The organism is Halorussus lipolyticus, from assembly GCF_029338375.1.
GTDB lineage: Archaea > Halobacteriota > Halobacteria > Halobacteriales > Haladaptataceae > Halorussus > Halorussus lipolyticus.
In genome coordinates this window covers 3,229,082-3,247,035 of sequence record NZ_CP119804.1, presented here as the reverse complement: position 1 = coordinate 3,247,035, position 17,954 = coordinate 3,229,082, and the positions used below count along the sequence as shown (strand labels likewise).

Below are 17,954 nucleotides of genomic sequence, written 5' to 3'. Positions count from 1 at the left end.
AGACGGCGCGGGAGCGGACGAAAAACTACGGGTCGAACGAGATGAACCCGTCGGCCTGCGCGGCGAACGTCGCGGCGTCCTCGCCGAACGAATCTGCGTACCGGACCAGTAGCGTGATGACCGTCTCGGGTCGCTTGACGGCGTAGCCGTCTTCGCGGTCCAAGAGGCCGGCCTCCTCGAGCGACGAGGCGTACTTGCTCACTGTCGGTCTCGACACGTCTAGGGCCTCTGCGAGGTCGCTACCGGTCGCGTCTGGGTCGCGCAGTAACTCGATGAGCATCCCGCGGGGCGTCTCCCGTCGGAGATAGCCGAGTGCGATTTGCTCGAAGGGAGTGAACTGCTCGGCCGGGTAGAATCGCCGGTAGTCGCCGTCTCTGCGACTCTCGACGACTTGGGAGTCGAGCAGTTGGCGGAGGTGGTGCTGTGCTTCGCCGGTCCCCAGTTTGAGGTCGTCGCGTATCTTCGAGAAGTGCGCGCCCGGCGTGGTGGCGACGTAGCCCGCAATCGCGTCGCGGGCCTCGCTCTCGCCGCCGTCGTCGTCGCCGCGGAACTTCGAGAGCGGCGTCGCGGCCCCCAAGACCGCGAACCGGCGGAGGGTTGCCCGCTTATTTTCATCCACATCGGAGCGCTCAACCATCTACATGTGATGGTCATCACGGACACCTAAAATACCTTCGCTTGCGGGACCGTCACATGGCCGACCGGTCGGGGTTCGGCCGGAGCAGGCGTCACGCGACCATCTCCAGTGACTCCGGACGAGCGATTTCAAATATTATGCACCAATTTATAAGGATTACGCACGGGGTAGGCGGGGCAAAGCAGGTCGTCGCAACACCGAAAACGGGGAACGCTGGACAGCGAAAAGGAGACGCGACCGAGACCTACTTTTCGAGTTCGGCGTCCATCTCGGCCTCCACGTCGTCCACGTCGGGGGCCTCCTCGTCCATCTCCTCGATAACTTCGTCGGCGCTCTTGATGCTCGCCGGGTCCTCGCCCTCCTTGATGGCTTGGGCCTCCTGTTCCATCGCCTCGACGTCCATCTCGGCCTCCTCGTCTATCTGGCCCAGAATCTCCTCGATGTTGTCGAGACCGATGAGTTCGCGGGTCTCCTCGTCGAAGTCGAGGCTGTCGAGTTCGCCGTTGTCCTCTTTCACGTCGCTCCCCGTCAGATGCTTGCCGTACCGGCCGAGCATCGAGGAGAGTTCCTGCGGGAGGACGAACGTAGTGGACTCACCCTGACCGATGGATTCGAGCGTCTCCATCCCCTTGTCGATGACCGCGCGTTCGCCCATCGACTCGGCGGATTTGGCGCGCAGAACGGTCGAAACTGCGTCACCCTGCGCTTCCAGAATCTGGCTCTGCTTCTCACCCTGTGCGCGGATGATGTTCGACTGCTTGTCACCTTCGGCCGTCTCGATGGCGCTCCGGCGCTCACCCTGCGCTTCCAGAATCATCGCACGGCGCTTCCGTTCCGCGGAGGTCTGTTGCTCCATCGCCTGCTGGACGTCCTTGCTCGGGTTGACCTCCCGAACTTCGACGCTCTCGACGCGGATGCCCCACTCGTCGGTGGGTTCGTCCAGTTCGCGCCGGATTTTGGCGTTGATTTCTTGGCGCTTGTTGAGCGTGTCGTCCAGTTCCATGTCGCCCAGCACGGCGCGGAGGGTTGTCTGGGCGAGGTTGGAGACGGCGCGCTTGTAGTCCTCGACTTCGAGGAAGGCCTTCTTTGCGTCCATGACCTTGATGTAGACCACGGCGTCGGCCGTCACCGGCGAGTTGTCGCGGGTGATGGCCTCTTGGCGGGGCACGTCGAGGGTCTGGGTCCGCATGTCGAATCGGTGGGTCGCGCTCACGAACGGCGGCACGAAGTTGATACCGGGTTCCAGCAGTTTCCGGTACTCGCCGAACACCGTCAGCGCGCGCTTCTCTGTCGCGTCTACGATTTCGACGGACTGCCAGATGGTGATGACCGCCAGCGCCAGAATCAACAGCGCGACGACCGTGAAACCGCCAACCGGGGCGGCCTGTAGTGGAACCAACATACTCCGACTGTTAGCAAGAATACGTGTTAAGCCTTCCCCTCACTGTCGTTGTGGACGCGACGAAATTTTGTCATTCGGCGGACAGCGCCGTGAATGACTAGATTTCCTCGGTGTCGGTCTCCCGCTCCGGTTCGGGACTGCCGACCGCCTCGTCGTCGCGGCCCTTCGCCAGTTCCCGGTCGATTGGGTCCTCGATTGCCTCTAAGGCCTCAACGGTGACGACGTTGCCGCCGCCGGGGTCCACGACCATGACCTCGGTCCCCTCGGGTATCTCGTCGCGGACGCTCCGGGCGGCGTAGTAGGGGTTGAAGCCGCCTTCGTGGAGTTTGATTTGTCCGTCTTGGGGCGAGACGCGCTCGGTGACGCGACCGGTTTGACCCTTGAGCGAGTCGGAGTCGCGGGTCCGAGCGACGCCCTTCCCGCCGTACAGGTCGAGTTCGCGGTAGGCGTACAGCGAGACCGCACCGAATCCTAACACCAGCGCGGCCAACACGAGCGGCGACGCCAGCGGCCCGAGGAGCATCCCGACCAACCCCGCGAGGACGAGCGCGACGCCGAGGACGATGAAGTGCGCGCCCGGAATCAGGGCCTCGGCGATGGCGAGGCCGATGCCAGCGACGAGAAGCAACAGCGGGAGCGAGTCCAACAGCGGTGCCATACCAACGTCTTGGGATTCGGACCGGTTAACGTTTTGCAGTCTGTCGAAGCGATGAGGTCGCCATCGCGCACCGACCCACGGATTCCGGGCAGTGAACTAACCGCCGGGTTCCGGCCGGTGGAGCAAATGCCGCCTCGGAGGAATGAAAGGGCGAGCGGGGTTCGCGTTTGCGTGGTCGTCTCCGGTGGCCCTATTCTGCGCGGGCGGTGCGGAGAGCGCAGAATATCCGCCGGAGCGACCGCGAACCGCGCGAGGGCTTTCGAGGACATTGCTGTCCCGACGGTTCCAAGCACAAGAGCTTTCGAGAGCCTCGTTACTGTTTCCGTGACGTATCTACACACCTCCACTCGTCGCCAACCCTTTTGCCGGTGGGACCCGTACTCGGGCGCATGTCGGACTGGAAATACGACACCGACGAGGTCGGCGAAGACGGCTACGAACCGAAAGAGCGCGAGGAGCTGGACCCGCTGGAACCGGGGTCCCCGACGCTCGAAAACGCCGCCTTCGTGGTCCTCGGCGTCGCCACGATGCTGTTCGTCTTCGGTCGGGTGGTTCTCCTCGCGGCGTAACTCTCTCTCCTTTTGGAAGTTATTCTGTGTTTCTCTAAGGTGTAAAAATCTTCACTTAGGACAGATATTTGTTTCTTTGTTCGGAGAAACAGGACACGCGCTCGCTCCGAACCGTTTACCGATTGCGAGCAGAGCCGTGACTGTGAACACTTCTTGAAGCCCCCGCCCGGTCGCGGTCGCTGGCCGGGATATTCGGCGCTCTCAGCACCGGAAGACAACCCGCGTCTTCCGAGCCATCGCCTCTCTGCGTTCGGCGAGACACCGCCCGCGCCGAATACTGGCCCGGCCAGCGACTACGATGAACGCGACCGGGCGGCCCCTTCATCCCACCCGTCGGCTGGTTCACCGAGCGTTTGCCGGTGGATTGCTCCACCCGAGCGCATCCTCGTGGTTTGTCGCACCGAGCGCGAGCAACCGCCGAAAATCGAAGGCCGAAAATCGAAGTCCCAAAACCCAGAATCGCCGGTTACGGTCGGTCGGCGTGGGTCACGTCGCCCTCGTAGACAACGCCGCGCTCGGCGTCGAGGGTCACCACGTCGCCGTCCCGGATGGAGGGGTTCAGCGGCGCGCCGCTGACCATCGGGATTTCGAGTTCCCGCGCAACCATCGCGGGGTAGCCCGTCATCCCCGGCCGGGCGTCCACGATGCCGACGAGTTTCGAGGCGTCGCCCGTGAACTCGCCGTCGAACTCGGGTTCGATGGCCAGCACCGACCCGTCGGCCACGTCCGAGAGGTCCCCGCTGTCAGTCCGGGCGACCGGCGCGGCGATTCGGCCCCGAACGACGCTCCGGCCCGTCGCAATCGTCTCGGCCGCGACGTGGACTTTGAGCGTGTTCGTCGTGCTGGTCCCCTCCAGTTCGGACATCATCCCCGAGAGGACGACCACGGTGTCGCCGCTGTCGGCCACGTCGGCGTCGAGCGCCGCCTGCACCGCGTCCTCGATGACGTTGTCCACGCCCGAGGAGAGCGGCGTGTACTGGGCGTTGACGCCCCACGTCAGCGCGAGTTGTCTGCGCACCTTGTCGTTGGGCGTGGTGGCGACGACCGGGACCTGTGGCCGGAACTTGGCCACCTTGAGCGCGGTGTACCCGGATTCGGAGGCCGCCACGATGGCTGACGCGCCGATGTCTCGGGCCAGATACCGGGCCGACCGTGCGAGGGCTTCGGTCCGGGCGTCGTCCGCAGACGGAACCCGTTGCTCCCGAATCTCGTCGTACTCGCCGCTTCCTTCGACTTCGCGGACGATGCGGTCCATCGTCTCCACGACGCGCACCGGGTCGTCGCCGATTGCGGTCTCGCCCGACAGCATCACGCCGTCAGTGCCGTCCAGCACCGCGTTGGCAACGTCCGAGGCCTCGGCGCGGGTGGGCCGCCGGGCGTGGACCATCGAGTCCAGCATCTCGGTCGCGGTGATGACCGGCGTGCCGGTCTGCTGGCACTTGCGGATGATGCGCTTCTGAATCATCGGCACGTCTTCGAGCGGGCACTCGACGCCCAAGTCGCCGCGGGCGACCATGACGCCGTAGGCCGATTCCACGATTTCGTCCAGATTCTCGACCGCTCCTCGGCGCTCGATTTTGGCGACGATGGGGATGTCCGCGCCCAGTTCCTCTAGCACCTCGCTGACCTCCAGTACGTCGGCGGCGCTCCGGACGAAACTCGCGGCCACGAAGTCGGCATCCTTCTCGGCGGCGAGTTCGAGGTCCTTGCGGTCCTTCTCGGTCACCACGTCGAGGTCCAAATCCACGCCCGGGATGTTGACGCCCTTGCGACTGCTCAGGTCGCCGCCGCTCACGACGTTGGCGACGACCACGCCATCCCCGCCGCTTCCTTCAACCTCCTCGACGGTCGTTTCGATTCGGCCGTCGTCCAAGAGAATGGTGTCGCCGGGTTCGACGTTGGTGATGGCGTAACTTAGGCCGACCTCCTCGGGAGTCGTGGTGTCGCCCTTGACGAACCGGACGGTCGAACCGGTTTCGAGGTGGACCGACTCGTCGGTCTCGGCGGTCCGAATCTCCGGGCCTTGGAGGTCCATCATCACCGCGAGGGGGTCGGCGGTGGTCTCGTCCACGTCTCGGACGTGGCCGATGATTTCGGCGCGGTCCTCTCGGGTGCCGTGACTGGCGTTGAGTCTGGCGACGGTCATTCCGGCGTCGGCCAACTCGCGGATGGTACGTCGGGACTCGGAGGCCGGTCCCAGCGTACAGACGATTTTGGCGTTTCTCATACCGGCGGGTACGCCCGACCCACCCAAAAACCCACGGTCATTGCCCCGAAATTCACTCGCCGACGAGTTGTTCACGTGGCCGCAATCCCCTTATTGCATCGCTCCCGAATGGAATAGATATGCCCGAGTACGCTTCCCTCGTGGACGTTCGAACTGACTTCCAGAACGCCCAAGAACTCACCTCGGTCTGGGGAGACATTCGCTCGGACCTCGAAGACCAGAACGCCGACCTGAAACACACCTACGCTATCCTCGGCGAGTACGACTTTCTGGTCGTGATGGAAGCGCCCGACCGGGATGCGGCGTATCAAGCCGGGGTCGCCTTAGAGCGCCACGGGTTAGACGCCCAGACGATGGAGATTATTCCGACCGAGGAGTTGGCGCAGGTCGTGGACGACCTGTGAGTTCGGTCTTTTCCTGTTTGTAATTATCGAAGGTGTAGAATAGTCTATAATCCCGTCTCACGGTATATTCGCGTAATTTTAATGTGTAAGGTGAAATCATCGATATGCTGGAAGCGAGGTTGGCACCAGTAACCTTCCAGCGAGGCCGAGAGAATGACGCCCAACACCGACAGGAACGACGACGAGTCTGAACCGACGACTAAGATTGGTCGGTTCCTGCAGTACGCAAACCTCGTCGCCCGGTTCCTACTGAACGTCGGGAAGTTGGTATTCATGCTGACGGGATAGTCGGCCGCTGATACGAACTTCCAGTATCGTCCGCGAACCACCTGAGGAGACGAACACTCTCCGATGATGGTTTTCGGACACCCATTTTTCGGCATCGGATACCGCGTGACGCATCTCGAAAGCGGTGAAAACGTGAGAGAATGACGCCCCGTCGCGGAGAGCGGCGTGAACTGGAAATCCAGTACAGTGGCTTTTCTCCCGACTGGTTACGTCGTTGGCACCGTTCGTCGATACGACGGCGAAGGTATATAAATATACTGCTGAGTTGCCTTCGGACCGCCGACGTAGCGTCTGCGCAGTCGGCAGTCAGTTACTTGACCTTCGTGCCCGGCGCGCTGTCGTCGTGGGTCGTCAGCAGGTCGGCCTCCTCGCCGGCCGCCAGCACCATCCCGTTGGACTCGACGCCGAACAGTTCGGCCTGTTCGAGGTTCGCCACGACGACGACTTTCGTGCCCGGCAGGGAGTCGAGGTCGTGGAGTTGCTTGATGCCCGCGACGATTTGGCGAGTCTCGGTCCCGATGTCCACTTCGAGGCGTGCGAGGTCGTCGGCCCCCTCGATGGGTTCGGCGACTTCGATTTCGCCGACGCGGATGTCGAGATTTTGGAAGTCTTCGAAGCTGATGCGGTCCTCGGCGATGGGTTCGATGTCGGTGTCGCTCATGGTGTCGGATTCGTCTTCGTCGCTGTCGTCCGTAGCCGCTTCGATTCGCTCCTGAAGCTTCTCGTTGAGTTGTTCGACGCGCTCGTCCTCGATTTTCTCGAACAGTTCGTCGGGTTCGCCGAACTCGCCCGGCGGCGACTGGAGGCAGGCGTCGAGGTTCGCGTCGTGGACCGACCCGTCCTCGCCGAGTTGGGTCCAGAGCGTCTGGGCCTTGTCGGGCAGGACCGGCGCGGAGAGGACCGCGACGGCTTTGGCAATCTGCACGCAGTCGTAGATGACCTGCTCTGCGCGTTCCGGTTCGTCACCCGTGAGGTTCCACGGTTCGTTGCGCTGGATGTACTCGTTGCCGAACCCGGCCAGCGCCACCGCGGCGTCACCGGCGTTCTTGAGCGAGTAGTCGTTGACCGCCTGCTCGAAGTCCGCGATGGCCTCCTCGATTCGGTCGGCGACCTCCTCGGAGGTTTCGGCGTCCGGGGCACCGTCGTAGTTCCGCGCAGAGAACAGCAGGCTTCGGTAGGCGAAGTTGCCGAGCGTGCCGACCAACTCGCCGTTCACGCGCTCTTGGAACTTCTCCCACGAGAAGTCCACGTCCTGCTGGAAGCCCCCGGTCGTGGTCAGGTAGTAGCGCACGAGGTCCGGGTGGAAGCCCTCGTCGAGGTAGTCGTCGGCCCAGACCGCGCGGTTGCGACTGGTCGAGAACGCCTGTCCGTCGAGGTTGACGAAGCCGCTGGCCATGACCGACCGGGGTTCGTTGTAGCCCGCGCCCCGGAGCATCGAGGGCCAGAAGACGGTGTGGTGCTGGATGATGTCTCTACCGATGACGTGGACGATTTCGCCCGTGTCTGCTGATTCCCACGCCTCGTCGTCGGTCTCGTCGGGTGCGCCAGCATCCGGGGCACCGTCCTTCCAGACCTCCTCCCAGTCGTACTCGTCGGCACCGACGCGCTCGGTGTACTGCTTCGTGGAGGCGACGTACTCGATGGGGGCGTCAACCCAGACGTAGAGGACGAGGTCTTCTTTCTCCTCGCCGCCTTCGCCATCGCCGGGGTAGTCGATGCCCCAGTCCATATCGCGGGTGATACAGAGGTCCTGTAGTTCGCCCTCTATCCACTCTTTGGGCTGGTTTCGGGCGTTGCTGGTGCCTTCGAGGCGGTCGATGAACCCGGCGAGGTACTCCTGAAAGTCCGAGAGGCGCAGGAACTTGTGTTCCCGCGTCCGGTACTCGGCGGGGTTGCCGGTGATGGTGCTGACGGGATTTTCGATTTCGCCGGGTTCGAGGTGGCGCTGACACCCCTCGTCGCACTCGTCGCCGCGGGCCTTGGCACCGCAGTAGGGACAGGTGCCCTCGACGTAGCGGTCGGGCAGGGGCGTGTCGGCCTCGGGGTCCCACGCCACCTGAATCTCCTTCTCGAACACGTGGTCGTTTTCGACCCACGACCGGACGAACTCTTGGGTGAGTTCGGTGTTGGTCTCGTCGTGGGTGTGGCCGTAGTTGTCGAACTCGACGTTGAACTGCGGGAAGGTCTCGGCGTACTTCTCGTGGTGTTCCAGCGCGAACTCCTCGGGGGAGACGCCCTGCTTCTCGGCGTTGACCGCCACCGGGGTCCCGTGCATGTCGGACCCGGAGACGAATGCGGTCTGCTGACCTAACTTCTCCAGTGCGCGAGCGTAGGCGTCGCCGCTGATGTACGTCCGGAGGTGGCCGATGTGCAGGTCGCCGTTGGCGTAGGGCAGACCGCACGTCACCACCGCCGGATGCTCCGTCGGGAAGTCGTCGTGGCTCATACTATCCAATCCTCCGTGGCGAGTGTAAAACCCGCCGATTTCCGTGTTCGGACATGCTGTCGTCTGTGGATTACTGACTGGCTGGCGATTCGACCGGACGGCCGGGTTTCACCACCCAAAAATGCCGCGCGCCACGGTCCGGGCGGGTCCTCCCGACGCTATGCGTCGCTTCGCATGCGCATACGCATAGCGCGGGGGCGTGCCCTCGACTTCGCAGGGGTCTGGACCGTGAGTAGCACGTTCTCGGGTTGGGCGTCTCGATATTTAAACGTTCGTCCGACGTATCACGGAGTATTAGACATATGTAGTTAGGTTATAAAAACACATACAATAACTTGTAGATTATATTTAATTGTCTAGCAATTACAGATGTGTCTCTAGTCGTTGCGGTCGGCGCGCGTGGCGCGGCGGTCGGCGCGCGTGGCGCGGCGCTCGCCGCGCCTTGCGTGCGAGGGACGAACGACGGAGCGAAGCGGAGGAGTGAGGCGGTTGGGGAGGACGAGGAGCAGAGCGGTTGCGGTACCGTGCGATGACGCCTCGGCCCACGCCCGACTCAACCTCGCCGGTGTTCGGGAGATGGCTTCTCCGACTCCCTACCGCGACAGTCCTCTGCAGTGCGACCCTCGTCACGAAACGAATCTCGACCGGAGCAATCCACCCGACGCGACGAACACACTTTTCCACGCCCCACACTCACATCCGGACATGAATTTCGAGGAGCTCGTCCTCGCGGCCAGCCTCACCGACCTCGACGCCGAACCCGAGGCCCGCGACCACGCCGACGCCGTGGAGTTCCGGATGGACCTCGCGGACGACCCGCTCGCCGCGCTCGACGACTACGACGGCGACCTGCCCGTCCTCGCCACCAACCGCGCGGCGTGGGAGGGCGGCGAGGCCGAGGACGACGACGCTCGTCTCGCCGACCTTGCCGAGGCCGCCGAGTTGGCCTGCGTCGGCGCAGTCGATATAGAACTTCAGTCGCTGACCGAGGGCGACGGCGAGCGCGTCGCCGAGCGAGCGCGCCGGACCGACACTACGGTCGTGGCCTCGGTCCACGACTTCGAGCGCACGCCGCCGAAGTCCGAACTTCGGGACCTCCTCGAAACCGCGACCGACCGCGCCGACGTGGGCAAACTCGCCGTGACCGCCCGGAACCGGAGCGACGTACTGGACCTGCTTTCGGTCACCCACGAGTTCTCCGAGGCCGGGGCGCGGGTGGCGACGATGGCGATGGGCGAGGCGGGCCGCCACTCGCGGGCGGTCGCGCCGCTCTACGGGTCGAAAATCGGCTACGCTCCAGTCCGCCCCGAGGAGGCCACCGCGCCGGGGCAGTACGACCTCGCCACGCTGGCCGAGTTAGTCGATGATTTAAAATAAAACGTCTATATTGAGGTCCAGCGCCGGCGTTCGGGGACAGCATTTATTAACGTCGCTCGGCTACCCCCGACTAGTGACTCATACGAAAAGCGAGAAGCGTCCGTGGTTGGGCGCTGTGTTGTCCTTCTTCCTGCCCGGTCTCGGGCACGTCTACATCAAGGAGTGGCTTCGCTCGGCGATGTGGTTCGCGTTCGCGGTCAGCGCCGTCCTGCTGTTCGTCCCGCTCCCCGAAACCGGGAGTGCCACGAGCATGTCCGGCGCGTTCGACGCGGCGATGGCGGCGACGCAGGACCTCCCGCTGGAGGCTCTGCTCCCCATCTGGGTGGTTCGACTGTTCAGCGCCATCGACGCCTACTGGCTGGCGCTCCAGCGCGCTCCCGCCGAGGAGGACGAGGCCGAGCAGTGCCCGGCCTGCGGGAGACCGGTGGACGAGGACCTCGACTTCTGCCAGTGGTGTACGACGCCCCTCCCCGAGCGCGAGGGTCCCAACGGCTCCTCCGAGGGGAACAACCCCACGGAAGGCAACGCGATTTCGCGGTAAACCGGGTCGCCGACGTTCGGTCGGTTACTTTTCGATGATGCTCTCTTCGACTGCCTCGCCGAAGTGACGAGCGCCGCCCTCGCGGTAGACCTTGAGTTCGTCGCCCGCTTCGAGGTCCGTCACCGCTTTCCGTCCCTCGCTGGTGGCGACTTTGATGGTCTCGGCGTTCTGGAGGAGCGTCTCGACTCTATCGCCGTCGCCGAACTCGACTTCGACCCGGAACATCGGACGCTTCTCGATTTTGACCCGGCCGACGGTGGCCTCGCGGGTGTGGCCCTCGGTGTCCACGACCTGCACCTCGTCGCCCGACTTGAGTTCCGAGAGGTACTTGGTGCCGCCGTCGGGGGTCCGGACGTAGGCGTGGACCGCCCCGGCGTTGACCCGGAAGGGCCGCGAGGCCACGTAGGGCGATTCGGCCGTCTCGGCGTGGACGAAGAACAGACCGCGGGACATCGACCCGACCAGCATGCCTTCGTCGTGGTCCATCAGACTGCCCGTATCGACACACACTCGGTCGGCGCTCCCGGTTCGCTCGATGGCCGTGACCTCGGCCCAGTCGAGGTCGAGGGTCTCGCGCTCGGCGGCGTCGCGGACCTCGACGGTCTTGCGAATCTCGTCTGGGTCGTCGGTGTCCAGCAGAACCGCGTCGCTCCCGATTTCCAGCGTCTCGAAGGCGGTTTCGGCCTCCTCGGCGGTCGTGACGCCCGCGATGAGTTCGGTCTCGTCGCCGATTCGGGCGATGAGATTTTCCAGCGGGATGATGGTCCAGTCCTCGCCGACGACGATAGTGTAGTCGGCCTCTTGGGCCGCCGCCCCGGCGAACTCCTCGTAGCCCTCGTTGAAGATGCGGACGTAGGCCCCGTCGGCCCGGTCGTCGTCGCGCCGGAGCGTCGAGAGGTCCGCCGACCCGGAGAAGTCCGCGGGTAAGTCCACGGTTCCGTCGCCCTCTCCGTCCTTGCCCACGACGTAGGCGTCGGGTTCGGCCCGCGGTTCAGCCTCGTCGATTACTCGGGTGTCGCCATCGGTGAACGCCGCGACGTTCACGTCGCCGAGTTCCCGGACTCGGCCCACGTCCTCGGCGTCCACCAGCACCCAATCGACCCCTGCTTCGAGTCCCGCCGTGATTCGCTTCCGGCGGGCGTCCCAGTCGCCGACCGCGTCGTCGGCTTTGAGCCAGACAGAGCGTGTCATGTTCGCACGCTTGCGTCCGGAGGGCTTGAACGTGGCGGATGCGGCGATAGGAGCAGGTGGAGACAGACCGAAGATAACTATACGTTTCTATAACTACTATTTTCGATACTTTACGAACGATATACGATGCTGGGAGAGCGGACCCACGAACAGCACGACTGGCGCGACTCCCCCAGCGGAGACTCGATTCAGTCAGTTGTCGTCGTGGCGTTGGCGTCTTCGGTGGTCGTCGCCTCGGCCCCGACCGTCGTCGCGTTCGCGCTCTCGCTCGGCGGAATCGCCGCGTCCACCCACCGCGGCTGGGAGACCGAGGAGGCCCCGACCTCGGTCAGTTGGAACTCGTAGTGAATCCGGTTCTCGTCGGCCTCGTCGTAGGCCGCGGTCAGCGAGAGCGAGTGGACCCGGCCCTCGGCGTCCACCACGACGGTGGCGTTCAGGTCTGTGAAGTTAGCGCCAGCGACGGCCTCGCTCGACCGGAGGACGACGACCCGACGACCGTCTCGCTCCTCGATTTGTTCGAGGTCGTAGTCGGCCGCGGTCAGCGCGAGTTCGAGGAGCCACGCTTGGGTCACCTGCGAGTCGAGGTCTGCCCGCGGGAGGTGCGCCCACGTTTCGTCGGCGAGGTTCTCGCCGGTCCGGTTGTACCGCCGGAGTTCGGTCCGGTTCGTCCGACTGTACTGGACGACCACCGTGGTCTCGTTGGCCCAGAGGTCGGTCGAGACGCGGGTCGCCCCGCCGTCGAACTGGCGCAGACTCTCCGAGCGGACCACCAGCGGCGACAGGCCCGCTTCGACCGCGCCGCGCTGGTAAGTCCACTGACTCGCCGGTCCGACCGAGACGTTCGCCCGGAACCAGAACCCGAAGCTGGTGTTGTTGAGCGCGCGCTGGTGGGCTGAGACTAGCTCGTCGGCGTCCGCGACGCCGGACTGATTCAGGCCGGGCGGGAGCGAGTCGGTGGTGGCGGTGGTGGCGGTGGTGGTGTTCGCCCCTAACGTCGTCACCGAAGCCTGCGACGTGCTGGCTGACGATGCAGTCGCCGTCGCCGTGCCGTTCCCGGCAGTCGGCGATGCGGTCGTCTGCGTCTCGGCGGTCGGCGTGGTCGTCTCCGACGGCCCGAAGGCGCTTCCGGTACACCCCGACAGGACGAGCAGTCCGGCGACGACGAGCGCGGCTCTGGCCGACTCCATTTATTCCCCGTTCCGCCCGCGTCGCTCATAAACAGCGTGTATCGTGGGGTGACGTTTTGGCGATTAGCACCTGCTTATTCGACCTAACCGGCGCTTACTCGCTCGAAAACTGAAAAAGAATCCCTCGTCGGAACCGGCCTCAGCGCACCGAATCGAGGACGAGTTTCTGCTCGACGCGCTTGACCTCGTGTTGCACGTCACGAACCGCGTCGATGTTGGCCGAAATCGAGGAGATGCCCTCGTTGACCAGATGCTGTACCATCTGGGGTTTGGACCCGGCCTGTCCGCAGATAGAGGTGTCAACGTCGTGTTCCCGGCAGGTCTCGATGGTCTGGCTGATGAGTTGCAGGACCGAGGGGTGGAGTTCGTCGAACCGGTCGGCGACGTTCCCGTTGTTCCGGTCCACCGCGAGGGTGTACTGAGTCAGGTCGTTGGTGCCGAACGAGGCGAAGTCGATGCCCTGCTCGGCCATCTGCTCGACGCCCAGCGCCGAGGCGGGCGTCTCTATCATCACGCCCCACGTTCGCTTCTCGGGGTCGATGCCCGACTCCTCCATCAGGTTGCGCGCCTTCAGCACGTCCTCGGCGTCGTTGACCAGCGGGAACATGATTTCCACGTTGTCGTAGCCCATCTCGTAGAGGCGGGCGAACGCTTCGAGTTCGTGCTTGAACACGTCCGGGCGGTCCAGACTCCGGCGGATGCCCCGGTAGCCCAGCATCGGGTTGTGTTCGTCGGGTTCGTCGTCGCCGCCCTGCAGTTGGCGGAACTCGTCGGTGGGCGCGTCGAGGGTTCGGACCCGAACCGGCCGGGGGTAGAACTCGTCGGCGACCCCGCGGATTCCCTCCACGATTTCGCCGACGTAGGCATCGACGCCGTGGTCGGCGAGGTACTTGGCGGGCGTCTTGTTGGTCGAGAGAATCATGTGTTCCATCCGGAGGAGACCCACGCCGTCTGCGCCGGTCGCGGCGGCGCGCTCGGCGGCCTCGGGGATGGAGACGTTGACCTTGACCTCGGTCGCGGTCATGGGCTTGACCGGGGTCTTCGGCCGGGCCTCCTCGATGGGTTCGCGCTCGGCGCTGGTCTCCTTGCGTCCCTCGGTGATGGTGCCCTTGTCGCCGTCGATGGTGATTCGCTGGTCGTCGGTCAGGGTCGGCGTGGCGTCGGTACACCCGACGACGGCGGGGACGCCGAGTTCACGGGAGACGATGGCGGCGTGGCTGGTCATCCCGCCCTCGTCGGTGACGATGCCCGCGGCGCGCTTCATCGCGGGCACCATGTCGGGCGTGGTCATCTCGGTGACGATGATGTCGCCCTCGCTCACCTTGTCGAGTTGGTCGAGTTGACCCACGATTCGGACCGCGCCCGAGGCGATGCCCGGACTCGCGCCCAGACCGGAGACCAGCACGTCGCCGTTGCCGCTCGCCCCGGCGTCGCTTGTGCCGCTGGCGGCCTCGACGCCGCCGCTCCCGTCGGCGATGCCCTCGGAACTGGTTCCGCTCGCGTCGGTCTCGATTTCGGCGTCGCCGTCGTCGATGGTCGTGATGGGTCTCGACTGGAGCATGAAGACCTCGCCGTCAACGATTGCCCACTCGACGTCTTGGGGCGTCTCGTAGTGGTCTTCGACGCGCTCGCCGAGTTCAACGAGGCGCTCGATGTCGCGCTCGTCCAGCACTTGGGCCTCGCGCAGGTCGTCGGAGACCTCGCGTTCGACCGTCTCGCCGGTCTCGTCGTCCTTCTCCATCATCGTCTTCTTGTCGGCGATGGTCACTTCGTCCACCGCGCCGGTCTCGCGGTCCACGACGTAGTTGTCGGGCGAGACCGACCCCGAGACGACCGCCTCGCCGAGGCCCCACGCGGCCTCGATGATGATTCGCGGGTCGCCGGTCGAGGGGTGACTGGTGAACATCACGCCGGACTTCTCGGCGTCCACCATGCGCTGGACGACGACAGCGATGTCCACTTTGTCGTGGGCGAAGCCCTTCTCCTGTCGGTAGTAGATAGCGCGCTGGGTGAACAGCGAGGCCCAGCATCGCTTCACGCGGTCCACGAGGTCCTCGCGGGTGACGTTGAGGAAGGTCTCCTGTTGCCCGGCGAAGGAGGCGTCCGGAAGGTCCTCGGCGGTCGCAGACGAGCGAACCGCGACGAACGCCTCGCCGTCGCCCAAGTCGTCGTAGGAGTCGTAAATCTCCTGTCGGATGTCGTCGGGCATCTCGGTTTCCAGCACGAGTTCCTTGGCCCGCGATTGCGCCTCGGCGAGCGCCGCGGAGTCCTCGGTGTCAACGTCCACGGCCTCGAATAGTTCCTCGGCGATGCCGGTCTCCTCGATGAACGAGCGGTAGGTGCCGGCCGAAACCACGAACCCCGACGGAACCGGCAGGCCAGCGCCCGTGAGTTCCCCCAGCGACGCGCCTTTCCCGCCGACCAGTTCGAGGTCGTCCGCGGTGATTTCGTCCAGCCAGAGTACAGCCATTGGTGCATGTGAGAGAACAAGAAGGCGAATAAAGAATGTTCCGACCGGCCCGTGAAATGAATAATAACTCGAAACCGAATTTACTTTTCAGGCACCCGGTGGTGGCCCGCAGACACGGCGGTCGTCCTCGGGGTGTTCTGACGACTATGGCTATCGAGCGAACGCGCAGACCGACTCCCGACCGGTTTTGCACTCGAACCGACACGAAAACGGGTGAGTTTATATCCCGGCGTTCGTGGCAGTCACCCATGGACGCGAGTCGTTCGCTTCGGTGGGCAGTGTACTACGTGGTCCTCGCCGGAATCGCCACGCTCCTCGGCGGCACGTTGGTCGGTGGCGGCGTCGTGCTTGGCATCGCGGACGCGTACAGTCAACTACAGAGCGGCGCGGCCCTTTCGGGCGCGCTGACGACCGCCGCGCCGGGCCTCGTGCTGGCGGCGCTGGGCGTCGTGGTCTGGGTCGTCGGCACCGTCACCGCCTTCGTGCGAGTGTTTACGGCGGCGGTCGAGGAGCAAATGCGCGAACGCTTCGACAGCGAGAAGGTCAAAAGCGAGATTCTCTCGGTGCTGGACGACCGCCTCGCGGACGTCGAGCGGGACGTTTCCGAGACCCGCCGGCAGGTCTCGGAACTCAAGCGCGAGGACACCGCCGACGAGTTCCAATTCGGCGAGCAGTCGTAGATTTCGGGCGGGTTCCGAAACGCGGTCGGGAGAGCGCGACCGCAAACCGTACACCACCCGGACAGCGGGATTGGGCGGTGTGTTCGGTAAAACGAGAGAATCGGAAAACTAGCGTCAGGCGTGAACAACGCCGTCTGCCCCACCGCCCGGCCGCCACCGCTACCGCGGACCTCACACCTCCCCAACCTCCTCGGTCGCTATGCTCCCTCGTCCCTCGCACGCGAGGTGCGGCCGGACGGCCGCACCAACGCGCGCCGACTGCAGAGATAGAGGAGCAATCCTGAAAGAACCAATTTTGTTTCCTTAAGCAACGTCAAGAATTGCGTATAAACGACTCCGAAGACTCAGGCCTCGATGATGTCGTCGCCGTCGTCGGTCTCCGGGACGCGCAGTTCGCCGTCGAGGGCGGTGGCGGCCCGTCCGCCGACGCGGACCTCCTCGCCGATTCGGACCCGGACGTGGCCCGGTCGGTCCACGAAGTGGCCCTGCTCGAAGACCATCTCGTCCGGAACGCCTTCGTCGTCGAACGCCCGGAACTCCCGGAGGTAGGCCCCCGTCGCGCCGCTGGCGGTGCCGGTCACGGGGTCCTCGGGGACTCCTGCGCCGGGCGCGAACATCCGCCCGTGGAGCGTCGAATCGACGCCGAGCGCGTCGAAACTGAAGGCGTAGATGCCGGTGGCGTCCACCTCCTCGGTGATGGCCTCGATTTTTCCGAAATCGGGGTCCATCGCCGAGAGGTGTTCGAGGAAGTTGACGGGGACCACGAGGAAGGGCAGACCGGTCGAGGACACCGCCAGCGGGAGGTCAGCGCCCACGTCCTCCATCGCGGCGTGGTCGATGCCGAGCGCGTCGGCGACCCGCTCGTAGTCGAGGTCCACCCGCCGAATCTCGGGGTCGTCTTGGGTCATCCAAATCGTGCCGTCCTCGGTGACCTCGATTTCGAGGAGTCCGACGTTGGTTTCGAGACTGTGAGTGCCGGGGTCGATAGCACCGTCTTCGAGCAGGTGGGCGTGGGACGCAATCGTCGCGTGGCCGCAGAGGTCCACCTCGGTCGTCGGCGTGAAGTACCGGACTCTGCGGTCGGCCTCGTCGCTCTCGCGGAAGAAAGCCGTCTCGCTGACCGCCAGTTCGTTGGCGATGGCCTGCATCTGGTCGTCGGTCAACTCGTCGGCCTCCGGGACCACTCCCGCCGCGTTCCCGGCGAACGGTTCGTCTGCGAAGGCGTCTACCTGAAGGGCGCGTAACGTCTCCATGGTCGCCCCGACGAACGCGAGACGTTTAGAACTGGTTGGTCGGCCGTCGGTCCGGGGCTTTTTGCTCCCCTCTCGCGTATCACCGTCGCCGTGAGAGAGCGCGTCCCACAGACCGAAGTCGTCCGGAGTTGGCTCGAACGCGAGTGCCGAAAGGGTGACCTCGACCACCAACTGGACGACGAGACGCCCGACTGGGAACTCGTCGGCCTGCTGTTCGCCCACCAACCGTTTCAGGCCGCGTTCGTCTGGCGCTACCCGGTGACGTGGTACCGGACCGAGTTCGACGAGGAGACCTTTCGGCGACTCCGGGTCATCGAGGGACCCCGCGACGAGTCGTGGCGAAAGCTCTCGCCCGACGGGACCATCCTCGGCGCGGCCCGCCGAATCCGGGAGTCGGGCCTCCGGGGGCAGTTCGAGGACATCGACGTGGACCACATTCGCCGACTCGCCGACCGGACGCCCGAGGCCGAGCGCATCGTCTGCTTCCGGCGCGGGACCGGGACGCCCTCGGTCGCAGACGGCAACCACTACGCGACGGGGTGTGCGCTTCGCCTCCTCCGGACCGGCGAGTACGAACCACAGCAGGCATACCTCGGCGTTCGTCGGTATCCGAGCGTCAGGTAG

At 64.8% G+C, this 17,954-nt stretch carries 16 protein-coding genes; 7 read left to right on the top strand and 9 right to left on the bottom strand.

Features of this window, described 5'->3' with window-relative positions:
- Positions 1-25: 25 nt before the first annotated feature.
- The 3 genes from P2T57_RS16320 to P2T57_RS16310 all read right to left on the bottom strand — a co-directional run bounded on the left by P2T57_RS16320 (position 26) and on the right by P2T57_RS16310 (position 2,697).
- Positions 26-637, bottom strand: a complete 612-nt coding sequence (locus P2T57_RS16320; RefSeq protein ID WP_276300283.1) for a winged helix-turn-helix transcriptional regulator — start codon at positions 635-637, stop codon at positions 26-28.
- A 244-nt stretch (positions 638-881) separates the two neighbouring features.
- Positions 882-2,039, bottom strand: a complete 1,158-nt coding sequence (locus P2T57_RS16315) for an SPFH domain-containing protein (protein WP_276300282.1) — start codon at positions 2,037-2,039, stop codon at positions 882-884.
- Between the two features lie 97 nt (positions 2,040-2,136).
- Positions 2,137-2,697, bottom strand: coding sequence for an NfeD family protein (locus P2T57_RS16310; RefSeq protein WP_276300281.1), 561 nt, complete (start codon positions 2,695-2,697; stop codon positions 2,137-2,139).
- Between the two features lie 389 nt (positions 2,698-3,086).
- Between P2T57_RS16310 and P2T57_RS16305 the strand changes: the two genes are divergently transcribed.
- Positions 3,087-3,266 (top strand): DUF7312 domain-containing protein, encoded by a 180-nt coding sequence (locus P2T57_RS16305; RefSeq protein WP_276300280.1) that lies wholly within the window; start codon positions 3,087-3,089, stop codon positions 3,264-3,266.
- A gap of 466 nt (positions 3,267-3,732) precedes the next feature.
- On the opposite strand, the gene pyk is transcribed toward P2T57_RS16305, so the two are convergent.
- Positions 3,733-5,493 carry a pyruvate kinase gene (pyk, locus tag P2T57_RS16300; protein WP_276300279.1) on the bottom strand — a complete coding sequence of 587 codons (1,761 nt, stop codon included), beginning with the start codon at positions 5,491-5,493 and terminating at the stop codon, positions 3,733-3,735.
- Between the two features lie 119 nt (positions 5,494-5,612).
- Here pyk and P2T57_RS16295 point away from each other — a divergent pair, with 119 nt between their 5' ends.
- Both P2T57_RS16295 and P2T57_RS16290 read left to right on the top strand, forming a co-directional pair.
- Positions 5,613-5,897 carry a GYD domain-containing protein gene (locus P2T57_RS16295; protein WP_276300278.1) on the top strand — a complete coding sequence of 95 codons (285 nt, stop codon included), beginning with the start codon at positions 5,613-5,615 and terminating at the stop codon, positions 5,895-5,897.
- 153 nt (positions 5,898-6,050) lie between these two features.
- Entirely contained in the window at positions 6,051-6,185 is a 135-nt protein-coding gene (locus P2T57_RS16290) for a hypothetical protein (RefSeq protein WP_276300277.1), read from the top strand.
- Between the two features lie 310 nt (positions 6,186-6,495).
- Here the strand turns inward: P2T57_RS16290 and metG are convergent, their stop codons facing one another.
- Entirely contained in the window at positions 6,496-8,631 is a 2,136-nt protein-coding gene (metG, locus tag P2T57_RS16285) for a methionine--tRNA ligase (RefSeq protein ID WP_276300276.1), read from the bottom strand.
- A 705-nt stretch (positions 8,632-9,336) separates the two neighbouring features.
- Here metG and P2T57_RS16280 point away from each other — a divergent pair.
- Positions 9,337-10,008, top strand: a complete 672-nt coding sequence (locus tag P2T57_RS16280; protein ID WP_276300275.1) for a type I 3-dehydroquinate dehydratase — start codon at positions 9,337-9,339, stop codon at positions 10,006-10,008.
- A gap of 73 nt (positions 10,009-10,081) precedes the next feature.
- Positions 10,082-10,549, top strand: coding sequence for a zinc ribbon domain-containing protein (locus tag P2T57_RS16275; RefSeq protein ID WP_276300274.1), 468 nt, complete (start codon positions 10,082-10,084; stop codon positions 10,547-10,549).
- A 24-nt stretch (positions 10,550-10,573) separates the two neighbouring features.
- Here P2T57_RS16275 and P2T57_RS16270 read toward each other — a convergent pair whose 3' ends face one another.
- The 3 genes from P2T57_RS16270 to ppsA all read right to left on the bottom strand — a co-directional run bounded on the left by P2T57_RS16270 (position 10,574) and on the right by ppsA (position 15,397).
- Positions 10,574-11,740, bottom strand: coding sequence for a 3-dehydroquinate synthase II (locus P2T57_RS16270; RefSeq protein WP_276300273.1), 1,167 nt, complete (start codon positions 11,738-11,740; stop codon positions 10,574-10,576).
- 188 nt (positions 11,741-11,928) lie between these two features.
- Complete coding sequence (locus tag P2T57_RS16265) at positions 11,929-12,927, bottom strand: DUF7537 family lipoprotein (RefSeq protein ID WP_276300272.1); 999 nt, start codon at positions 12,925-12,927, stop codon at positions 11,929-11,931.
- A gap of 139 nt (positions 12,928-13,066) precedes the next feature.
- Entirely contained in the window at positions 13,067-15,397 is a 2,331-nt protein-coding gene (gene ppsA / locus P2T57_RS16260) for a pyruvate, water dikinase (RefSeq protein ID WP_276300271.1), read from the bottom strand.
- A gap of 248 nt (positions 15,398-15,645) precedes the next feature.
- Here ppsA and P2T57_RS16255 point away from each other — a divergent pair, with 248 nt between their 5' ends.
- Complete coding sequence (locus P2T57_RS16255; RefSeq protein WP_276300270.1) at positions 15,646-16,077, top strand: hypothetical protein; 432 nt, start codon at positions 15,646-15,648, stop codon at positions 16,075-16,077.
- Between the two features lie 344 nt (positions 16,078-16,421).
- On the opposite strand, the gene P2T57_RS16250 is transcribed toward P2T57_RS16255, so the two are convergent.
- Entirely contained in the window at positions 16,422-17,330 is a 909-nt protein-coding gene (locus P2T57_RS16250; RefSeq protein WP_276300268.1) for a PhzF family phenazine biosynthesis protein, read from the bottom strand.
- Between the two features lie 90 nt (positions 17,331-17,420).
- Between P2T57_RS16250 and P2T57_RS16245 the strand changes: the two genes are divergently transcribed.
- The gene (locus P2T57_RS16245) at positions 17,421-17,954 is read left to right on the top strand and encodes a hypothetical protein (protein WP_276300267.1); all 534 of its coding nucleotides are present in this window, start codon (positions 17,421-17,423) and stop codon (positions 17,952-17,954) included.

What these genes read in the sequence shown, in the direction of transcription:
- P2T57_RS16320 (WP_276300283.1), bottom strand. Translation starts at nt 637, where the DNA reads ATGGTTGAGCGCTCCGATGTGGATGAAAATAAGCGGGCAACCCTCCGC.
- P2T57_RS16315 (WP_276300282.1), bottom strand. Translation starts at nt 2,039, where the DNA reads ATGTTGGTTCCACTACAGGCCGCCCCGGTTGGCGGTTTCACGGTCGTC.
- P2T57_RS16310 (WP_276300281.1), bottom strand. Translation starts at nt 2,697, where the DNA reads ATGGCACCGCTGTTGGACTCGCTCCCGCTGTTGCTTCTCGTCGCTGGC.
- P2T57_RS16305 (WP_276300280.1), top strand. Translation starts at nt 3,087, where the DNA reads ATGTCGGACTGGAAATACGACACCGACGAGGTCGGCGAAGACGGCTAC.
- pyk (WP_276300279.1), bottom strand. Translation starts at nt 5,493, where the DNA reads ATGAGAAACGCCAAAATCGTCTGTACGCTGGGACCGGCCTCCGAGTCC.
- P2T57_RS16295 (WP_276300278.1), top strand. Translation starts at nt 5,613, where the DNA reads ATGCCCGAGTACGCTTCCCTCGTGGACGTTCGAACTGACTTCCAGAAC.
- P2T57_RS16290 (WP_276300277.1), top strand. Translation starts at nt 6,051, where the DNA reads ATGACGCCCAACACCGACAGGAACGACGACGAGTCTGAACCGACGACT.
- metG (WP_276300276.1), bottom strand. Translation starts at nt 8,631, where the DNA reads ATGAGCCACGACGACTTCCCGACGGAGCATCCGGCGGTGGTGACGTGC.
- P2T57_RS16280 (WP_276300275.1), top strand. Translation starts at nt 9,337, where the DNA reads ATGAATTTCGAGGAGCTCGTCCTCGCGGCCAGCCTCACCGACCTCGAC.
- P2T57_RS16270 (WP_276300273.1), bottom strand. Translation starts at nt 11,740, where the DNA reads ATGACACGCTCTGTCTGGCTCAAAGCCGACGACGCGGTCGGCGACTGG.
- P2T57_RS16265 (WP_276300272.1), bottom strand. Translation starts at nt 12,927, where the DNA reads ATGGAGTCGGCCAGAGCCGCGCTCGTCGTCGCCGGACTGCTCGTCCTG.
- ppsA (WP_276300271.1), bottom strand. Translation starts at nt 15,397, where the DNA reads ATGGCTGTACTCTGGCTGGACGAAATCACCGCGGACGACCTCGAACTG.
- P2T57_RS16255 (WP_276300270.1), top strand. Translation starts at nt 15,646, where the DNA reads ATGGACGCGAGTCGTTCGCTTCGGTGGGCAGTGTACTACGTGGTCCTC.
- P2T57_RS16250 (WP_276300268.1), bottom strand. Translation starts at nt 17,330, where the DNA reads ATGGAGACGTTACGCGCCCTTCAGGTAGACGCCTTCGCAGACGAACCG.